This window comes from Verrucosispora sp. WMMD1129 (assembly GCF_029581255.1).
Taxonomy (GTDB): domain Bacteria; phylum Actinomycetota; class Actinomycetes; order Mycobacteriales; family Micromonosporaceae; genus Micromonospora; species Micromonospora sediminimaris.
The window spans coordinates 4,871,262-4,887,887 of record NZ_CP120741.1 but is presented as its reverse complement, the minus strand read 5'-3'; the positions used below and the strand labels follow the sequence as shown (position 1 = coordinate 4,887,887).

The 16,626-nt window shown below is 71.2% G+C and carries 14 protein-coding genes; 4 read left to right on the top strand and 10 right to left on the bottom strand.

The genetic code is table 11. The features are described 5' to 3' along the window. Positions 1-76: 76 nt before the first annotated feature. Genes O7624_RS22790 through O7624_RS22780 form a run of 3 tightly spaced genes read right to left on the bottom strand, consistent with a single transcriptional unit; the run spans position 77 to position 2,565 of the window. Entirely contained in the window at positions 77-922 is an 846-nt protein-coding gene (locus tag O7624_RS22790) for a siderophore-interacting protein (protein WP_282237186.1), read from the bottom strand. Positions 923-973: 51 nt separating this feature from the next. Then, positions 974-2,215, bottom strand: coding sequence for a deoxyguanosinetriphosphate triphosphohydrolase (locus O7624_RS22785; protein WP_282237185.1), 1,242 nt, complete (start codon positions 2,213-2,215; stop codon positions 974-976). Then, on the bottom strand, positions 2,212-2,565 hold the full coding sequence (locus tag O7624_RS22780) for a VOC family protein (RefSeq protein WP_093401411.1): 354 nt from the start codon (positions 2,563-2,565) through the stop codon (positions 2,212-2,214). Before O7624_RS22780 ends, O7624_RS22785 begins: the two co-directional genes overlap by 4 nt. Positions 2,566-2,873: 308 nt before the next feature. Between O7624_RS22780 and O7624_RS22775 the strand changes: the two genes are divergently transcribed. Then, positions 2,874-3,356: a roadblock/LC7 domain-containing protein gene (locus tag O7624_RS22775; protein WP_282237184.1), complete on the top strand. Its 483-nt coding sequence runs from the start codon at positions 2,874-2,876 to the stop codon at positions 3,354-3,356. A 557-nt stretch (positions 3,357-3,913) separates the two neighbouring features. On the opposite strand, the gene ppdK is transcribed toward O7624_RS22775, so the two are convergent. Continuing rightward, complete coding sequence (gene ppdK / locus O7624_RS22770; protein WP_282237183.1) at positions 3,914-6,649, bottom strand: pyruvate, phosphate dikinase; 2,736 nt, start codon at positions 6,647-6,649, stop codon at positions 3,914-3,916. A 312-nt stretch (positions 6,650-6,961) separates the two neighbouring features. Between ppdK and O7624_RS22765 the strand changes: the two genes are divergently transcribed. Next, positions 6,962-8,755: a beta-N-acetylhexosaminidase gene (locus tag O7624_RS22765; RefSeq protein WP_282237182.1), complete on the top strand. Its 1,794-nt coding sequence runs from the start codon at positions 6,962-6,964 to the stop codon at positions 8,753-8,755. A gap of 589 nt (positions 8,756-9,344) precedes the next feature. Then, complete coding sequence (locus O7624_RS22760) at positions 9,345-10,001, top strand: C39 family peptidase (RefSeq protein ID WP_282237181.1); 657 nt, start codon at positions 9,345-9,347, stop codon at positions 9,999-10,001. Between the two features lie 180 nt (positions 10,002-10,181). Here the strand turns inward: O7624_RS22760 and O7624_RS22755 are convergent, their stop codons facing one another. The 6 genes from O7624_RS22755 to O7624_RS22730 form a co-directional block, all read right to left on the bottom strand. Beyond that, positions 10,182-11,483 carry an IS256 family transposase gene (locus O7624_RS22755; RefSeq protein WP_282236516.1) on the bottom strand — a complete coding sequence of 434 codons (1,302 nt, stop codon included), beginning with the start codon at positions 11,481-11,483 and terminating at the stop codon, positions 10,182-10,184. A 138-nt stretch (positions 11,484-11,621) separates the two neighbouring features. Continuing rightward, on the bottom strand, positions 11,622-12,800 hold the full coding sequence (dusB, locus tag O7624_RS22750; protein WP_282237180.1) for a tRNA dihydrouridine synthase DusB: 1,179 nt from the start codon (positions 12,798-12,800) through the stop codon (positions 11,622-11,624). 24 nt (positions 12,801-12,824) lie between these two features. Further along, a complete protein-coding gene (locus O7624_RS22745; protein WP_282237179.1) occupies positions 12,825-13,670 on the bottom strand; it encodes a hypothetical protein in 846 nt (281 codons plus the stop codon). A gap of 136 nt (positions 13,671-13,806) precedes the next feature. Next, entirely contained in the window at positions 13,807-15,186 is a 1,380-nt protein-coding gene (locus tag O7624_RS22740) for a glycine--tRNA ligase (protein WP_282237178.1), read from the bottom strand. A 112-nt stretch (positions 15,187-15,298) separates the two neighbouring features. After that, positions 15,299-15,796, bottom strand: coding sequence for a hypothetical protein (locus O7624_RS22735; RefSeq protein WP_093407654.1), 498 nt, complete (start codon positions 15,794-15,796; stop codon positions 15,299-15,301). 154 nt (positions 15,797-15,950) lie between these two features. Then, positions 15,951-16,292, bottom strand: a complete 342-nt coding sequence (locus tag O7624_RS22730) for an antibiotic biosynthesis monooxygenase (protein ID WP_093407456.1) — start codon at positions 16,290-16,292, stop codon at positions 15,951-15,953. Between the two features lie 29 nt (positions 16,293-16,321). Between O7624_RS22730 and O7624_RS22725 the strand changes: the two genes are divergently transcribed. Further along, positions 16,322-16,579 carry a hypothetical protein gene (locus O7624_RS22725; RefSeq protein WP_093407458.1) on the top strand — a complete coding sequence of 86 codons (258 nt, stop codon included), beginning with the start codon at positions 16,322-16,324 and terminating at the stop codon, positions 16,577-16,579. The last annotated feature ends 47 nt before the right edge of the window (positions 16,580-16,626 follow it).

The window sequence follows — 16,626 nt, the reverse complement described above, 5'->3', positions numbered from 1 at the left end:
ATCGCACCCTCAGGGTCGACTTTCGGCCGTTCAGGGGCGCGTTGGGGTGCCACCTTGCCGGTTATCGGCTGGATGGTCAACCGAGCGGCACGGGAACGCGGCCCTGTTCGTCGGCCTCGACCTGGCGGTTCCAGTCCGGCTTGGTGGCCCGCCAACCCTCGTCGTCCAGGCCCTTTCGCCAGTAGCCGGAGATGGACAGCCACTCGCGGGGCACCGACCGCTCCACCCGCAGCAACCGGCGCAACTCGCGGACGAAGGACGCCTCACCGTGCACGAAGGCGTGCACGGTGCCGGGCGGGAAATTCAGCTCACGCACCGCGTCCACCAGCGCCTCACCCACCGGGCGTACGCCCCGGTGCAGCCAGGTCAGCCGGACCGCGCCGGGGCTGGGCAGCGGCTGCTCGTCGGCCGGGCCGTCGACCTCGACGAAGACGTACGCGGGCGCACCGACGGGCAGCCGGGCCAGGGAGGCGGCGATCGCCGGCAGGGCGCTCTCGTCGCCGACCAGCAGGTGCCAGTCGGCCGCCGGGCTCGGCGCGTACGCCCCGCCCGGGCCGACGAACAGCACCTCGTCACCGGGACGCAGCCCCGCCGCCCACGGGCCGGCCAGCCCTTCGTCGCCATGGTGCACCACGTCGACGGTCAGTTCCCCGGCCGCCGCGTCCCAGGCGCGGACCGTGTACGCGCGCAGCCGGGGCCACTGCTCGCGCGGCAGGTCGCGACGAATGGCGGCGAGATCAAGTGGGCGCGGGTGGTCGACACCGGCGACCGGAAAGACGATCTTGATGTAGTGGTCGGTGAACTCGCCGACCGGCAGGCCGGCCAGTTCCTCCCCGCCGAGCACCAGCCGGACCACGTGCCGGGTGGGCCGCGACGTGCGCAGTACGCGGGCGGAGGTGACCTTCTTCGAACGATCCGTCATTCGGTTAGGCTAACCTAACTCCCACGCGCCGTTCAGTCCCCGGTCCGGATGTCAGCTTCTGATCAGACGATCATGCCAGGCCAGGGCGGCGGGGTCGGTAAGCGAGGCCACCTGGTCGATCACCACCCGCAGCCGGGCTTCGTCATCGGGTGCGTCCCGCCACAGCGGGGCGAAGACCGGGTCGAGCGCCCCAGGTGCCCGCGCGGCCAGCGTCGCCACGAGCCCCGCAATTATCTCCCGCTGCCGCTGGTAGCGACCCTGCGCACCGGGCCGACGCATCACGTAGCGCAGGGCGATCCCCTTGAGCAGCGCGCACCGGGCACGCAACGGCCGGGGTACGACCAGGTCGGCCGCGTACCGTCGGTGTGGCCCTGGCCCGAAGCGTTCGGTGGTGGCCGCAACCGCGGTCGCCACGAACTGACCGGTCAACACGCTGGTGGTCGCCTTCAGGGCGGCCTGGGCCCGATGGCTGCCGTCGTAGCCGGCCAACGGGGCGAGCACCGGGTCGGCGAGCAGCCCGGTCAGCGTCTCGTCGAGGTAGTCGGCCGACTCGGTCGAGTAGACGGCGGCGACGTCGGCGCAGAGCGCCGCCCGCTCGTCGGAGTCGACGAGCAACGGCTCCAGCGTGAGATAGCCGCCGTGGATGCCGTCCTCGACGTCGTGCACCGAGTACGCCACGTCGTCGGCCCAGTCCATCACCTGCGCCTCCAGGCACTGCCGCTCGCCGGCCGGCGAACCCTGCCGCAGCCAGGCGAAGGCGGGCAGGTCGTCGGCGTACACCCCGAACTTGCGCCGGCCAGGCCGGCGGGTCCACGGGTACTTGCCGACCGCGTCCAGCGAGGCGCGGGTCAGGTTGAGCCCGGCGGACGTTCCGTCCGGGCCGTACACCTTGGCCTCCAGCCGGGTCAGGACCCGCAGCGTCTGGGCGTTGCCCTCGAACCCACCGCAGTCGGCGGCCAGCTCGTCGAGCGCGGCCTCGCCGTTGTGGCCGAACGGCGGGTGCCCGAGGTCGTGGGCCAGCCCGGCGGTGTCCACCACGTCCGGATCACAGCCCAGCCGGGCACCCATCTCCCGGGCGATCTGGGCCACCTCCAGCGAGTGGGTCAGCCGGGTACGCAGGAAGTCGTCGGTGCCGGCCGTGTGCACCTGGGTCTTCGCGGCCAGCCGGCGGAACGCCGCCGAGTGCAGCACCCGGGCCCGGTCCCGCTCGTACGGGGACCGGCCGTGCTCCGGGTCCTTTACCGGCTCCGCCACCCGACGCGCCGCGTCCGGCTCACCGGAGGCAGCACTCAATCCCCACGCTGCCGCAGTACGCAGAACTCGTTGCCCTCCGGGTCGGCCAGCACCGTCCAGTCGTCGCCGTCCTGCCCGATGTCGACGTGCCGGGCACCCATGTCGACAAGCCGTTCCACCTCGGCCTCCCGGTCGGTCGGGCGCAGGTCGAGGTGCAGCCGGTTCTTGCTCTCCTTCACGCCGGTCACCGGCACGAACACGATGCCGGGCAACCGGTCCGCGCTCTGCCGGATCTCCACCTCGTCGGGTCGCTCCTCGACCACCTGGTACCCGAGCGCCTCGGCCCACCAGCGGGCCAGCCGCCCCGGGTCACGGGCATCGACGGTCAGGCTCTCCCACACGGCGGTCATGCCGGCACCGCCACCGCGACACCGACAGCCTCCGACAACTCGGCACGCGATCCCATCCGTCCACCCCTTCGCGAAACGACTGTCCACGGGCGAAGTCAGGTTACGCCCGGGGCCCCGGTTCGGCGCGCCGACGACGTGCCCGCGGCGGGCCCACATCCTCCGATCAGACGAGAGTTGTCGCCCGATTGCCGACGGTAACGGGATCGCACTCATCGACATCCACGGGTAGCGTCGCCATCGCGGAACGTCACCTGTTGGGGCGAGACACGACCGGTGGGAGAGACACGCTCGTGAACGCGGAAACGATGATGGGTACCGAGCTCCGGGGGCTGCGCCGACGCCGTCCCGAGGTCGCCGGCACGGTCCTCGCCGGCACGGACGGCCTGCTCATCTCCAGCGACCTGCCCACGACCGACGCCACTCACCTGGCGGCGCTGGCCGCAGCCAGCTTCGGCCTCGGGCATCGGATGGCCGCCACCGTGCGGCAAGGCGAGTTCCACGAGTCCGTGGTGCACACCGCGGCCGGTTGCGTGGTCACCTACCCGGCCGGTCGGGATGCCCTACTGACCCTGGTCGCCGAACCGGGAGCGGATCTGGCGGCACTGCGCGAAGAGGCCCGTGGGGTGGTCCGCCGCACCGGTCCGGCCCTCGCCGCCTGCCGCCGCCCGACGCTGCTGCCCGACCAGCCGGATCCGCACGCCCCGCTGGCGGTACGCACACCCATGGCCACGATGCCGAACCAACGCCCCCGCCGCGCACAGTCCATCACCTGGCGGCGCCCCCCGATCTGACCGCTCCAGGCAACGGGCGGCATCCACACGCGCCGCCCGCCACGTCATGCGCCCACGCGCCGCACTACCCGTGCCCGCGCCACCCCGCACCCCGCGCGCACCCCGCACGCCACGCCGCCTGGCCACGCGCACCCCGATCGTCACGCGCGCCCCGCAGGCCACGCGCACCCCGCATTGCACGCGCACCCCGCAGGCCACGCCGCCTGGCCACGCTCACCCCGATCGTCACGCGCACCCCGCAGGCCACGCGCACCTCACGTGCCACGCCGCCTGCCACGCTCACCCCATACGCCCACCCCGCGCCACGCCGCATGCCGCACGCCACGCGCACCCCCATGCGCCACCCCCCGCGCCATGCAGCAACATCGGGGATGTTGTCGTCTCACGGCCGCTCGACACAGCAACATCCCCGATGTTGCTGTGCTTCACCGCGCAGCGCGGCGCGGCACGACGCGGCGCGGCACGACGCGGCGCGGCACGACGCAGCGCGGCGCGGCACGACGCAGCGCGGCGGGCGGCGGGTATGCGGCTCGCCCGGGGCGGGGCGAGCCGCCTGGTCAGCGGCTGTCGGAGCCGGTGGTGACGATTGCGGCTCGGCCGGCCTCCAGCCGCGCCACCGGCACCCGGAACGGTGAGCACGAGACGTAGTCCAGCCCGACGGAGTGGAAGAAGTGCACCGAGTCGGGATCACCGCCGTGCTCGCCGCAGACCCCGAGCTTGAGTCCCGGACGGGCCGCCCGCCCTTCCTCGGCGGCGATGCGTACCAGCCGACCGATCCCGTCGGCGTCGATGGACTCGAACGGTGAGATGCCGAAGATGCCCAGCTCCAGGTAGCGCCAGAAGAACGCCCCCTCCACGTCGTCGCGGGAGAAGCCCCACCCCATCTGGGTCAGGTCATTGGTGCCGAAGGAGAAGAACTCCGCGGCCTCGGCGATCTGCCCGGCGGTCAACGCCGCCCGGGGCACCTCGATCATCGTGCCGATCAGCACGTCGACGTCGCTGCCACCTACCACCTCGGCGATGATCCGCTCGGCCTCGGCGCGTACCGTCTCCAGTTCCTGGACCGCGCCGACCAGCGGGACCATGATCTCCGGGCAGGGACGTACGCCCTGGCGGGTGCACTCCACGGCCGCCTCGGTGATCGCCCGGACCTGCATCGCGAACAGGCCGGGGATGACCAGGCCAAGGCGTACGCCGCGCAGCCCGAGCATCGGGTTCTCCTCGTGCATCCGGCGTACCGCCGCCAGCAGCGCCTCCTCCTTGGCGACGTCCTCGCCGCGCTCCTGGGCGACCGCCACGTTGACGGCGAGCTGTTCCAGCGGCGGCAGGAACTCGTGCAGCGGCGGGTCGATCAACCGGACGGTGACCGGCAGGCCGTCCATCTCCCGGAAGATCTCCACGAAATCCGCCCGCTGCAACGGCAGCAACGCGGCGAGCGCGTCCTCCCGCTCGGCCGGATCGCGGGCCAGGATGAGCCGTTCCACCAGCTCACGCCGGTCGCCGAGGAACATGTGCTCGGTGCGGCACAACCCGATGCCCTCGGCACCGAAGCGCCGGGCCCGGGCCGCGTCGGCGGCGGTGTCGGCATTGGTACGCACCGCCAGCCGCCGGCTGCCGTCCGCGTGCGACATGATCCGGTGTACGGCTCTGACCAGCGCGTCGTCCGTGGACGCCGGATCGAGTTCACCTTCGAAGTAGCGGACCACCTCGGACGGGCTGACCGGCACCTCGCCCAGGTACACCTTGCCGGTGGTGCCGTCGATGGAGACGACGTCTCCCTCGGTGACCGTGTGCCCGGCCACGGCGAACCGCCGCTTCGGCACGTCGATGTCCAGTTCGTCGGCGCCCGAGACGCAGGTCTTGCCCATGCCCCGGGCGACCACGGCGGCGTGACTGGTCTTGCCGCCCCGCGAGGTGAGGATGCCCTTGGCGGCGATCATGCCGTTGAGGTCGTCCGGGTTGGTCTCCCGACGGACCAGGATGACGGCCTCGCCCGCGGCGGCCAGCTCGACCGCGCGGGCCGAGGTGAAGACCACCTTCCCGACCGCCGCGCCCGGCGAGGCGCCGATACCGGTGGCGACCGGCTGGAACTCGTGGTCGAGCTGGAAGCGCGGGAACATCAACTGAGCCAGTTGTGCGCCGTTGACCCGGTGCAGGGCCTCGTCGAGGTCGATCAGGCCCTCGTCGACGAGTTGGCCGGCGATGACGAACGCGGCGGCGGCGGTGCGCTTGCCGACCCGGGTCTGGAGCATCCACAGCTTGCCGCGCTCGATGGTGAACTCGATGTCACACAGGTCCCGGTAGTGCCGCTCCAGCCGGGCCATGTAGTCGAGCAGTTCGTCGTAGGAGTCCTTGTCGATCCGCTCCAGCTCCTGCAACGGCACGGTGTTTCGGATGCCGGCGACGACGTCCTCGCCCTGCGCGTTGGCCAGGTAGTCGCCGTAGATGCCCTGGGCGCCGCTGGCCGGGTCGCGGGTGAAGGCGACGCCGGTGCCGGAGTCGGGACCGAGGTTGCCGAAGACCATCGCCACCACGTTGACGGCGGTGCCCAGGTCGGCCGGGATGCGCTCCTGCCGGCGGTAGACCACCGCCCGCTCGGCGTTCCACGAGTCGAACACCGCGCGGACCGCCAGGTCCAGCTGGTCGCGCGGCTCCTGCGGGAACTCCCGCCCGGTGTGCTTGGTGAAGATCTTCTTGTACGCGTCGACGAGTCCACGCAGGTCGTCCGCGTCCAGGTCCAGGTCGAGGTCGGTGCCCTTGGCACGCTTGGCCTCGTCGAGCGCGTGCTCGAACTCCTCGCCCGGCACGTCGCAGACGGTCTTGCCGAACATCTGGATCAGCCGCCGGTAGGAGTCCCAGGCGAACCTGTCCGCACCGCCGGAGGCGGCCTGGTCGGTCGAGCCACCGGCCTGCCGGGCCAGTCCTTCGACGCTGCGGTCGTTGAGACCGACGTTGAGTACGGTTTCCATCATTCCGGGCATCGAGAACTTCGCCCCGGAGCGTACGGAGACCAGCAGCGGGTCGTCCGGGTCACCGAGCCGCCGGCCCATCTCGCGCTCCAGCGCCGTCAGGTGCGCGCTGATCTGGTCGGCCAGCCCGGCCGGTTCCGCACCCGTGTCGAGGTACGCCTTGCACGCCTCGGTGGTGATGGTGAAGCCGGGCGGCACCGGCAGGCCGAGATTGGTCATCTCGGCCAGGTTCGCTCCCTTGCCGCCGAGGAGGTCCTTGAGATCCTTGTTGCCCTCGGCGAAGTCGTAGACGTACTTGTGCTCAACCGTCTCTTGCGCTGCCACCAGAGCCTCCCACGCGCCCGGATTGACACTTAACGAAGGTTAAGTTTTGTGGTACCCCGAATCCACCAGCTGGTAATCCAGGGAGTCGTGCCGATCGGTGGGCGAAGGCTAAGCGAACAACGAGCGGCCCGGGAGCATTCGGTGACAATAGGCACAGCAATCACGACTGTTCGCGTTCAGCACGGTTTTTGGGAACGGTTCCACGCGCACATTCACGCAATTGCCGACCTCCTCGTACCCTTGACGGCACGCTCCGTCACCACCCCGCACCATTGCCACAACCGCCGCGAATACACCCCCTCGGGAGTCCTCGTGTCCGCCGCACCCGAACCACTCGACCCGCCCCAGCTCGCCGACCTCCCCGCACCGCCCGAAGCGGCACCCGCCCCGGAGGCGGAGACCGCCGCGCGCGCCGACGATGCGGCCCAGGCTGCCGGACGTACCGCTGGGGAACTGGCCCGGGCGGCGGAGCGGAAGGCGGCGGCGCTGCTCGCACCCCCGGCACCGACCCGGCTGGGCGACGTGGTGCCCGCGCCGGAACGGATCGAACCGGACGCGACGGCCGACTACCTGCTCGCCGCCGACGCGGTGATCCGGGTCAGCGCCGATCCGGCCGCAGTGGCCGTCGCCGGGCAACTCGCCGCGCTGCTGCGCCCGGCGACCGGATACCCGCTGCCGGTGACCGACGCCGCCACGCCCGTACCGTCCGGTGGCATCGCCCTCGCCCTCACCGACGAGGCCGCACTGGGTGCGGAGGGCTACCGGCTCGACATCACCACCGACGGCGTACGCATCGCCGCCGGCACCGCCGCCGGTCTCTTCCACGGGGTTCAGACGCTGCGGCAGTTGCTGCCCGCCGCCGTGGAGAGCGCCACGCCGGCCACCGAACGCTGGGTGCTGCCCGGCGGGTCGATTCTCGACCGCCCCCGCTACCCGCACCGCGGAGCGATGCTCGACGTGGCGCGGCACTTCTTCGGCGTCACCGACGTGCTGCGGGTGATCGACCACCTGGCCCGGTACAAGCTCAACCGGCTGCACCTGCACCTCACCGACGACCAGGGCTGGCGGATCGCGATCGACTCCTGGCCCCGGCTGGCCACCGTCGGCGGGGCCGGCGCGGTCGGCGAAGCCCCCGGCGGCTACTACACCCGGGCGGACTACCAACGGATCGTGGCGTACGCCGCCGACCGGCACATCACCGTGATCCCCGAGATCGACTTGCCGGGCCACACCCACGCGGCGTTGACCGCGTACGGCGAGCTGGCCCCCGACCGGGTCGCGCCGCCGCCGTACACCGGCACCGAGGTGGGCTTCAGCTACGTCGACCCGGCCAGCGAGCGCACCTACGATTTCGTCGCCGACGTGCTCGGCGAGATCGCCGCCCTCACCCCCGGGCGGTGGCTGCACATCGGCGGCGACGAGGCGTTCAAGGTGCCCGCCGAGGTGTACGCCGGTTTCGTCGAACGGGTGCAGCGCATCGTCGCCGGGCTGGGCCGGAACGTGATCGGCTGGCACCAGATCGCCCCCGCCGCCCACGCCGACCGGCGGATCCTCCAGTGGTGGGGCACGACCGGCGAGGATCCGGTGACCGCCGAGGCGGTACGCCGAGGCGCCCGGCTGATCCTCTCCCCCGGCAACCACGCGTACCTCGACATGAAGTACGACCCGGACACCCCGATCGGGCACGACTGGGCCGGCCTGATCGACGTACGCCGGGCCTACGACTGGGATCCGGCCAACCACCTGGCGGGCGTACCGGCCGAGGCGGTGCTCGGTGTCGAGGCGCCGCTGTGGACCGAGTCGGTGACCACCCTCGCCGAGATCGAGTTCATGCTGTTCCCCCGGCTGCCCGCCATCGCCGAGCTGGGCTGGTCACCCCGGTCGACGCACGATTGGAGCGCGTTCCGCGGGCGGCTGGCGGGGCACGGCCCACGCTGGGCCGCGGCGGGCATCGCGTACCACCGCTGTCCGGAACTGCCATGGCCGGCGACGCCGCCGGTGCCCGCCCCGCGCAGGCCGTCGCCCGGCGCCGAGCCGGCCGAGCCCCCGCCGGTCAGCCGCTCCGGCGAGCCGCCAGTCCGTCCAGGAACAACTCCGCCTTCCTGACCTGCGCCACGCTCGTCACCCTCGACCATGCCGGGGTGCCTCCCCGGCGCGCCGGCTGGGCTGTTCGAGCGGATCGCGATATATGCCGGGTTCACCTGGCTCGGCGTCACCGGCGCCCGACTCCTGGCCCGCCCCTGACACCCGGATCACCGAATGGCCGGGTTGTCCGGTTCGCCGGTGGCCGAGGCCACCCCCGCGGCGGAATCGCGGGCCGGGTCCGGTGGTTGTACATGGCGTAACCGCGAGCGCCTCCGAGCGCCGCCCCGGCCCGGGTCGGAATGGCTCCCCGCCGTCGGGCGTTACACCCCGGACGACGACGCCAGCGCCATCCGCCTCCCCGCGAGGCCCCCGGAATGGCCCCGGCCTACCCGGCGTTACAGCTCCGGGCAACGCATCCCCCGCGAGCCCACGGAATGACCCCGGCCCACCCGGCGTTACACCTGGCCGGGCCGCGATCCCCCGGTGTCACCCCGCCTCCCGGGACACCGGACGAACGCCGCAAAACCTCCCCCCTTTCCGCATGGCTCACCCGCATCCCCCACACGCGGGCGCAGCCGCGCGCACCCCCGACCGAAAGGTGCAGATCATCATGGCTACCACCATCCTGCGTAAGACCGCCCTGACCATCGCCGCTGCCGCCGCCACCGCCGGTGGCATCGCCGGCCCCGCCATCGCCGCCCACGCCACCCCGGGCGTCCAGGCCAGCGCCGTGCAGGCCGACCGCAAGCCCGGCGGCGAACGCGAACTCGGCGTCCGCTACGAAGCACAGCCCAACTTCTACTACTGCGGCCCCGCCGCCGCCCGCAACGCCCTGAGCGTGCAGGGCAAGAACATCGACGTCGACACCATGGCCAAGCAGATGCGCACCACCGAGGCCGGCACCAACTCCATCAACGACATCACCCCCGTGCTCAACAAGGAGACCGGCAAGGACGTCTACCGCTCGGTCGAGATCACCGACCCCAAGGCCGACGACAAGCAGACCGACAAGCTGCGCGACGACATCGTCCGCACCGTCAACGACGGCCGCGCCGTAGTCGCCAACATCGCCGGCACCGCCACCGACACCGACGGCACCACCCACAGCTTCGAAGGCGGCCACTACATCAGCGTCGTCGGCTACCGCGACGGCGGCGACACCGTCACCATCGCCGACTCCGCCGACCCCACCCAAGCCTCCTACCGGATGAGCATCGACACCCTCGCCGACTGGATCGCCACCCGCGGCTACAGCGCCACCTCCTGACCAACCGAAACACCACGAAGGGCCGACCCCACCCAGGGCCGGCCCTTCGTCGTCCCACCCCAACCCCATCCCACTCACCCGGGGACAACATCGGGGAAGTTGCAGTGTCACGCCACAACGAGCCGGGCCTGTCTCGCTAAGGGTCTGTCAAACGAACGGTGTAACTCGGGTTGTTGACGGCTACTTGCGGCCTGCGGACAGGCGTCCTTCGAAGGCGATGTCGAAGGCGTTGAGGGCTGGCTTCCAGCGGATGGTCCAGCGCCGGCGGCCCTGCCCGGTGGGGTCGAGGCTCATCACGGCCAGGTAGACGCATTTCAGCGCGGCGGCCTCGTTGGGGAAGTGGCCGCGGGCGCGGACGGCGCGGCGGATGCGGGCGTTGACGCTCTCGATGGCGTTGGTGGAGCAGACGACGGTGCGGATCTCGGCGTCGAAGGCCAGGAACGGCACGAACTCCGCCCACGCCTGCTCCCACAGCCGCACGATCGCCGGATACTTGCCGCCCCACGCCTCGGTGAACTCGGCGAACCGGGCCCTGGCAGCCGGCTCGGTGGGCGCGGTGTAGACCGGCCGCAGGGCTTTGGCGATGGCGTCCCAGTGCTGCCGGCCGGCATACCGGAACGAGGCACGCAGCAGATGGATCACGCAGGTCTGCACCACCGCTTCGGGCCACACCTCGCCGATCGCGTCGGGCAGCCCTTTGAGTCCGTCACAGACCACCATGCACGCGTCCGCGACACCGCGGTTCTTCAGCTCGGTGAGGACCTGCAGCCAGAACTTGGCGCCCTCACCGCCGTCACCGGCCCACAGCCCGAGGATGTCCCGGGTGCCGTCAACGGTGACGGCCAGGGCCAGGTAGATGGGCCGGTTGGCGACCTTCCCGTCACGGATCTTCACGTGCACCGCGTCCAGGAAGATCACCGGGTAGACCGGGTCCAAAGGCCGGTTCTGCCACTCGGTCATGCCCTCGACAACCTTGTCAGTGATCGTCGAGATCGTCTGCCGTGACACGTCGGCACCGTAGACCTCGGCGAGGTGGGCCTGGATCTCCCCGGTGGTCAGGCCCTTGGCGGACAGCGAGATGACCATGTCGTCCACACCGGACAACCGACGCTGCCGCTTGCGGACGATCTGCGGCGCGAACGACCCATCCCGGTCGCGCGGCACGTCAATCTCGACCGGGCCGACATCGGTGAGCACCGTCTTGGCCCGCACACCGTTGCGGGAGTTCCCGCCGTTCCTGCCCGCCGGCTCGCCCTTGTCATAGCCCAAGTGATCGGTGATTTCGCCCTCAAGCGCTGATTCCAGGACTCGCTTCGTGAGCTGCTGCAACAGACCGCCGTCGCCGGTCAGCTGCAGACCCGCCGCACGGGCCTGCTCCACGATCTGGGCGACGAGTTCCCCGTCGAGACCCTCCGCCGGTTGTCCCGGCCCGTTCTTCGCCACCGCGGCAGTATCCACGGCGGCCATCGATCCATCAGACATCAGGTGCTGCTCCTTGATCAGGAGTTACACCGTTCGTCTTACAGTCCCCCGATGTTGCTGTCGCCACCGCCCGCCCGGCTCGCGGGCAGCGGGCGGGGGGTGTGGACATGGGGCTGGGGTGCGGACGGGTGGGCGGGGTCAGCCGCCGGAGTCGTCCAGCTCGGCGCCCTCCGGAACGGTGTCGTCGTCGCGGCTGGCCAGCCAGCCGTCGGGCAGGAAGACCTTGCCCGGTGAGTTGGTACGACCGCGCGGCTGGCCCAGCGTCTCGACCGGGAACGCTGCCGCCGGGTCGAGCTTGCCGAGCAGGTCATCCAACTGGGCCAGGCTGTCGATCATCGCCAGCGAACGGCGCAGCTCGCTGCCCACCGGGAAGCCCTTCAGATACCAGGCGACGTGCTTGCGGAAGTCGGTGCAGCCGTCCCGTTCACCCCGGGCCGGGGTGCGGGAACCGGCGGTGAACTGCTCGACCAGCAGCTCGGCGTGCCGGCGCATGGTCACCGCGACCTCGCCGAGGGTGGGCAGCCGGCGCTGTGACGAGCCGTTGAACGCCGCCTCCAGGTCGGCGAAGAGCCACGGGCGGCCGAGGCAGCCGCGACCGATCACCACGCCGTCGACCCCGGTGTGCGCCACCATCCGCAGCGCGTCGTCGGCCTCCCAGATGTCGCCGTTACCGAGCACCGGTACGTCGAGGGCCTGCTTGAGAGTGGCGATGGCGTCCCAGTCCGCCGTGCCCGAGTACCGCTGGGCGGCCGTACGACCGTGCAGGGCGACCGCGGCGACGCCAGCCTCCTGGGCGGCGAGCCCCGCCTCGACGTACGTCAGGTGCTCGTCGTCGATGCCCTTGCGCATCTTGACCGTGACCGGCACCCCGGCGGGTGACGCGGCGTCCACGGCGGCGCGCACCAGGCGGGCGAAGAGCCGCCGCCGCCAGGGCAGGGCCGCGCCACCACCGCGCCGGGTCACCTTCGGCACCGGGCAGCCGAAGTTGAGGTCGATGTGATCGGCGAGGTCCCGTTCGACCACGATCCGCACGGCGGCGGCGGTGGTCTCCGGGTCGGTGCCGTAGAGCTGGAGGCTGCGTGGGCGCTCGTCCGCCCCGAACGCGATCATCCGCAGCGTCTTCGGGTTCCGCTCGACCAGGGCGACCGTCGTGATCATCTCGCAGACGTAGATGCCGCCGCCCTGCTCCCGACAGAGCTGCCGAAAGCCGACGTTTGTGATGCCGGCCATCGGGGCGAGCACCACCGGGGGCCAGACCTGGTGCGGCCCGATGCTCAGCGACGGCCGGTCGGCGGCGGGAGGGAGGGCGGTTTCCACCGCTCAAGGGTACGGGGACCGTGGTCAGCGCCGCCGCCACGGCCACCGGCGACCCCCGCCACCGGACGCCTGCCGGACCAGCGCCTCCGCCGCCCGCAGCTTCTGCTGGATCTCCGTCCCGCCCACACCCAGCAAGTCGGTCAGCAGGATGCCCTGCTTCACCACCAACCTGGCACGCTCGACGTCGCCGATGGCCACCAGGGCGTGCGCGTAGATCGAGTACGTGTTGGCCAGTTCCCAGATGGTGATCGGTTGCTGCGGGTCGAGCGCCTTCAGCCGCAGTTCCATCGCCCGGGAGCCGGCCAGCGCCGCTTCCTGAGCATCGGACTCCGCACCCTGCTGCTGGTGGCGGTGCAGCAGAGCGTTCGCATAGTTGTGGTAGGCGGTGGCCATCGCCGCACGGGTGCGCGGCCCCGCGCCAGGCGGCGGACCGGCGGTGTGCAGACCGATCCCGATTGCCTTCTCCAGCAACTTCAGCCGGACCTCCGGGCTGCCGGCCACGAACGCCGACTCGCCGGAGTCCACCATCGCGGTGATCAGCTCACCAAGCGCCTCGTCCCGGCGCGGCTGGGTCGGATCCGGATGCTCCGCCGCCACCGCCTGATGGATCTCCGCGAACAGCGTGACGGCCTGGTGGCCCGACTCCTTCGCCCGGTCGTGGCGACCCATGGCGGCCAACACCATGCTGTGCCGCCACAGGGCACGAGCCAGCTGACGCTGATCGTGCCGGTCGACCTGGCCGCCCGCGACGGACTGCCGGTACGCCTCGATGACCCGCACCCAGAGCGCGTCCGCCTGCTCCCAGCCCGTCGGCCGGGTGGAGTACTCCCGCGCCCGCTCGAAGATCTCCTCGCGTGCTTCCGGCTCCACGTCGTTGGCCCTTCATCGTCTCCGTGCGGATACGCCCGCCTGAAGACATCATTGGCCATGGATGCCAGTCGGCTCGACCGTCGCACCCGTCCCGGGCCGCCGGATTCAGACCGGCGTGCCCGGGCGGGGGCGGGGATCAGCAGCCGGGAAGGTGGTCGATCAGGTAGCGCTCGACCTGGTCCAGGCCGATCCGTTCCTGGGTCATGGTGTCCCGGTTGCGCACGGTCACCGCGTTGTCGTCAAGCGTGTCGAAGTCGACGGTGACGCAGAACGGGGTACCGATCTCGTCCTGCCGGCGGTAGCGGCGACCGATGGCCTGCGAGTCGTCGAACTCGACCACCCAGCGCTTGCGCAGGTCGGCGGCGAGCTGCTTCGCCTTCGGCGAGAGCGCCTCGTTACGCGACAACGGCAGCACCGCCACCTTGACCGGGGCCAGTCGCGGGTCGAAGCGCATCACGGTGCGCTTGTCCACACCGCCCTTGGTGTTCGGCGCCTCGTCCTCGTCGTACGCCTCCAGCAGGAAGGCCAGCACCGCGCGGGTGAGGCCGGCGGCCGGCTCGATCACGTACGGGATCCACCGTTCCTGCTTGGTCTGGTCGAAGTACGACAGGTCGACGCCGGAGTGCTTGCTGTGCGTGGACAGGTCGAAGTCGGTGCGGTTGGCGATGCCCTCCAACTCGGCGAACTCGGTGCCGCCGAACTGGAACCGGTACTCGATGTCGACGGTGCGCTTCGAGTAGTGGGAGAGCTTCTCCATGGGGTGCTCGTAGAAGCGCAGGTTGGTCTCGGAGAGACCGAGGTCGAGGTACCAGTTCCAGCGCTCGGCGAGCCAGTACTCGTGCCACTGCTCGTCGGTGCCCGGCTCGACGAAGAACTCCATCTCCATCTGCTCGAACTCCCGTGTACGGAAGATGAAGTTGCCCGGGGTGATCTCGTTGCGGAACGACTTGCCGGTCTGCGCGATGCCGAACGGCGGCTTCTTGCGGGCGACCGTCTCCACGTTGCGGTAGTTGACGAAGATGCCCTGGGCGGTCTCCGGCCGCAGGTAGTGCAGACCCTCGTCGCTCTCCACCGGGCCGAGATAGGTCTTCATCAGGCCGTTGAACATCCGCGGCTCGGTGAAGGTGCCCTTGTTGCCGCAGTTGGGGCAGTTCAGCTCGGCCAACGAGGTCGGCGGGCGGCCGTGCTTGGCCTCGTACGCCTCCTCAAGATGGTCGGCGCGGAACCGCTTGTGGCAGGACTGGCACTCGGTCAGCGGGTCGACGAACGCCTCCAGGTGCCCGGAGGCGGCCCACACGTCCCGGGCGAGGATCACCGCGGAGTCCAGACCCACCACGTCGTCGCGCTGCTGGACCATGGTCTTCCACCACTGCCGGCGGACGTTCTCCTTGAGTTCCACGCCGAGCGGACCGTAGTCCCACGCCGACCGGGTGCCCCCGTAGATCTCGCTGGAGGGGAAGACGAAGCCCCGGCGCTTGGCGAGGCTGACAACGGCGTCGATACGGTCGGCTGGCATTTTTCCTCCTACGCCGACTGGCGGTCGGCGGGGACGTCACGGTCGGCGGGGACGGTTCGGGACCACGGTACGACCGGCGCGGTCCCGAACCCAGCACATTACCTGCGACCGGTCAGTTGACTCCGCAGACCTCCATGCCACCGGTCTGCGGATCCTGTGCGAGCACGACCTGCTGGCGTTCCTGGCCGCCGCCGCGGTAGGTCACCTCCACCGGCACGGTGAGGGTGGTGGTGTCCACCTCGCCGACCCGGTAGGAGGAGATCTGCGGCTCGGCGGCGGAGCGGCGTTCGAACTCCTGCCGGGACTCGCGCCGCCGGGCGTCCTCGCAGAGCTGGTCGTACGCCTGGCCGTACTCGCCGTCCGCGAGGGCCCGGTAGTAGTCGCCGGAGACCGTGCGTCCCTGCTCCTCGATCGCCTGCACTCCGCTTACCAGCAGGCCGACGACCGCCGTGCCGCCACCACCGCAACAGAGCAGCAGGGCCAGCGCCCCCGCACCGAGACCGAGCCAGAGCCGGGACCGACCGCCCTCGGTCGGTGGTGCCGCGAAAGGCGGCGCCACCCCGGGCCCGGGCGGCGGCACCGGAGCGCCCCGCTCCGGACCGGACGGCACCTGACCCGGCGGCGGGCCGGGCGGCACCGGACCGGCGGCCGGCGTGCCGCTTTCGTCCGCCGCCTGGGGTCCCTGCTGGCCGGGCGGCGATGGGTCTGGTGGTGGGGCTGCCGGTCCGGGAGCGGTCATAGGAGCCAGCGTAGTGCCCGGCGACTCAGCGGTAAGGACCCGCAGCCCGGTCGCTGGCCACCGTGACCACGTCCCCGCCCGGCGCGGCGGTCGCCAACGGCTCGTACGCGGACGGCTCGTCGACACTCTCGGCGAGCAGCGGCACCGCCGTGATCTTCACGTCGAAACCGCCGAGGGCGCGGCGGTAGGTGCCCACCGACTCCCACTCGGTGACCAGGCACCAGTGCCGCGGGTCGTCCAACGCCCGGACCAGCTGTCCGCGCTGGTAGCCGGGCCGGGCGGCGAGCGCGGCGAGGGCCGCGTGGGCCCGGGCGGTGAACGCCTCCGCGACGTCTTCGTCGACCACGAACCGGTTGGTCACCAGCACCGGCTTCTCCTCCTCGTAGAGTCTGTGGAATGCAGCGTACGCAGCCTGGCATCGCCGGCCGACTGGCCCGGACCAACCCGACGACGGTGTTCCTGGTCACCCTCGTCCTCGCGTTGGTCGCGTTCTTCACTCCGGGCGTGATCGGCGGGCTGTTGACGCTGCTGCTGGCCGGCGCGCTGGCGGCCCTGCTGGTGACCACCTGGACGGTGCAGACGCCGCAGACCCGGGCGATCCGGCTGGTCGTGCTGACCCTGCTGGTCACAGCCGGTCTGGTGAAGCTGCTCTGACATGCAATCATGCGTTTTTGACAATCATTGTCGTTGTCGCGGAGAGT

Bases quoted from the DNA above. Each gene is read 5' to 3' on its own strand.
- O7624_RS22790 (WP_282237186.1), bottom strand. From the start codon at position 922: ATGACGGATCGTTCGAAGAAGGTCACCTCCGCCCGCGTACTGCGCACG.
- O7624_RS22780 (WP_093401411.1), bottom strand. From the start codon at position 2,565: ATGACCGCCGTGTGGGAGAGCCTGACCGTCGATGCCCGTGACCCGGGG.
- O7624_RS22775 (WP_282237184.1), top strand. From the start codon at position 2,874: ATGGGTACCGAGCTCCGGGGGCTGCGCCGACGCCGTCCCGAGGTCGCC.
- O7624_RS22760 (WP_282237181.1), top strand. From the start codon at position 9,345: ATGGCTACCACCATCCTGCGTAAGACCGCCCTGACCATCGCCGCTGCC.
- O7624_RS22755 (WP_282236516.1), bottom strand. From the start codon at position 11,483: ATGTCTGATGGATCGATGGCCGCCGTGGATACTGCCGCGGTGGCGAAG.
- O7624_RS22740 (WP_282237178.1), bottom strand. From the start codon at position 15,186: ATGCCAGCCGACCGTATCGACGCCGTTGTCAGCCTCGCCAAGCGCCGG.
- O7624_RS22725 (WP_093407458.1), top strand. From the start codon at position 16,322: ATGCAGCGTACGCAGCCTGGCATCGCCGGCCGACTGGCCCGGACCAAC.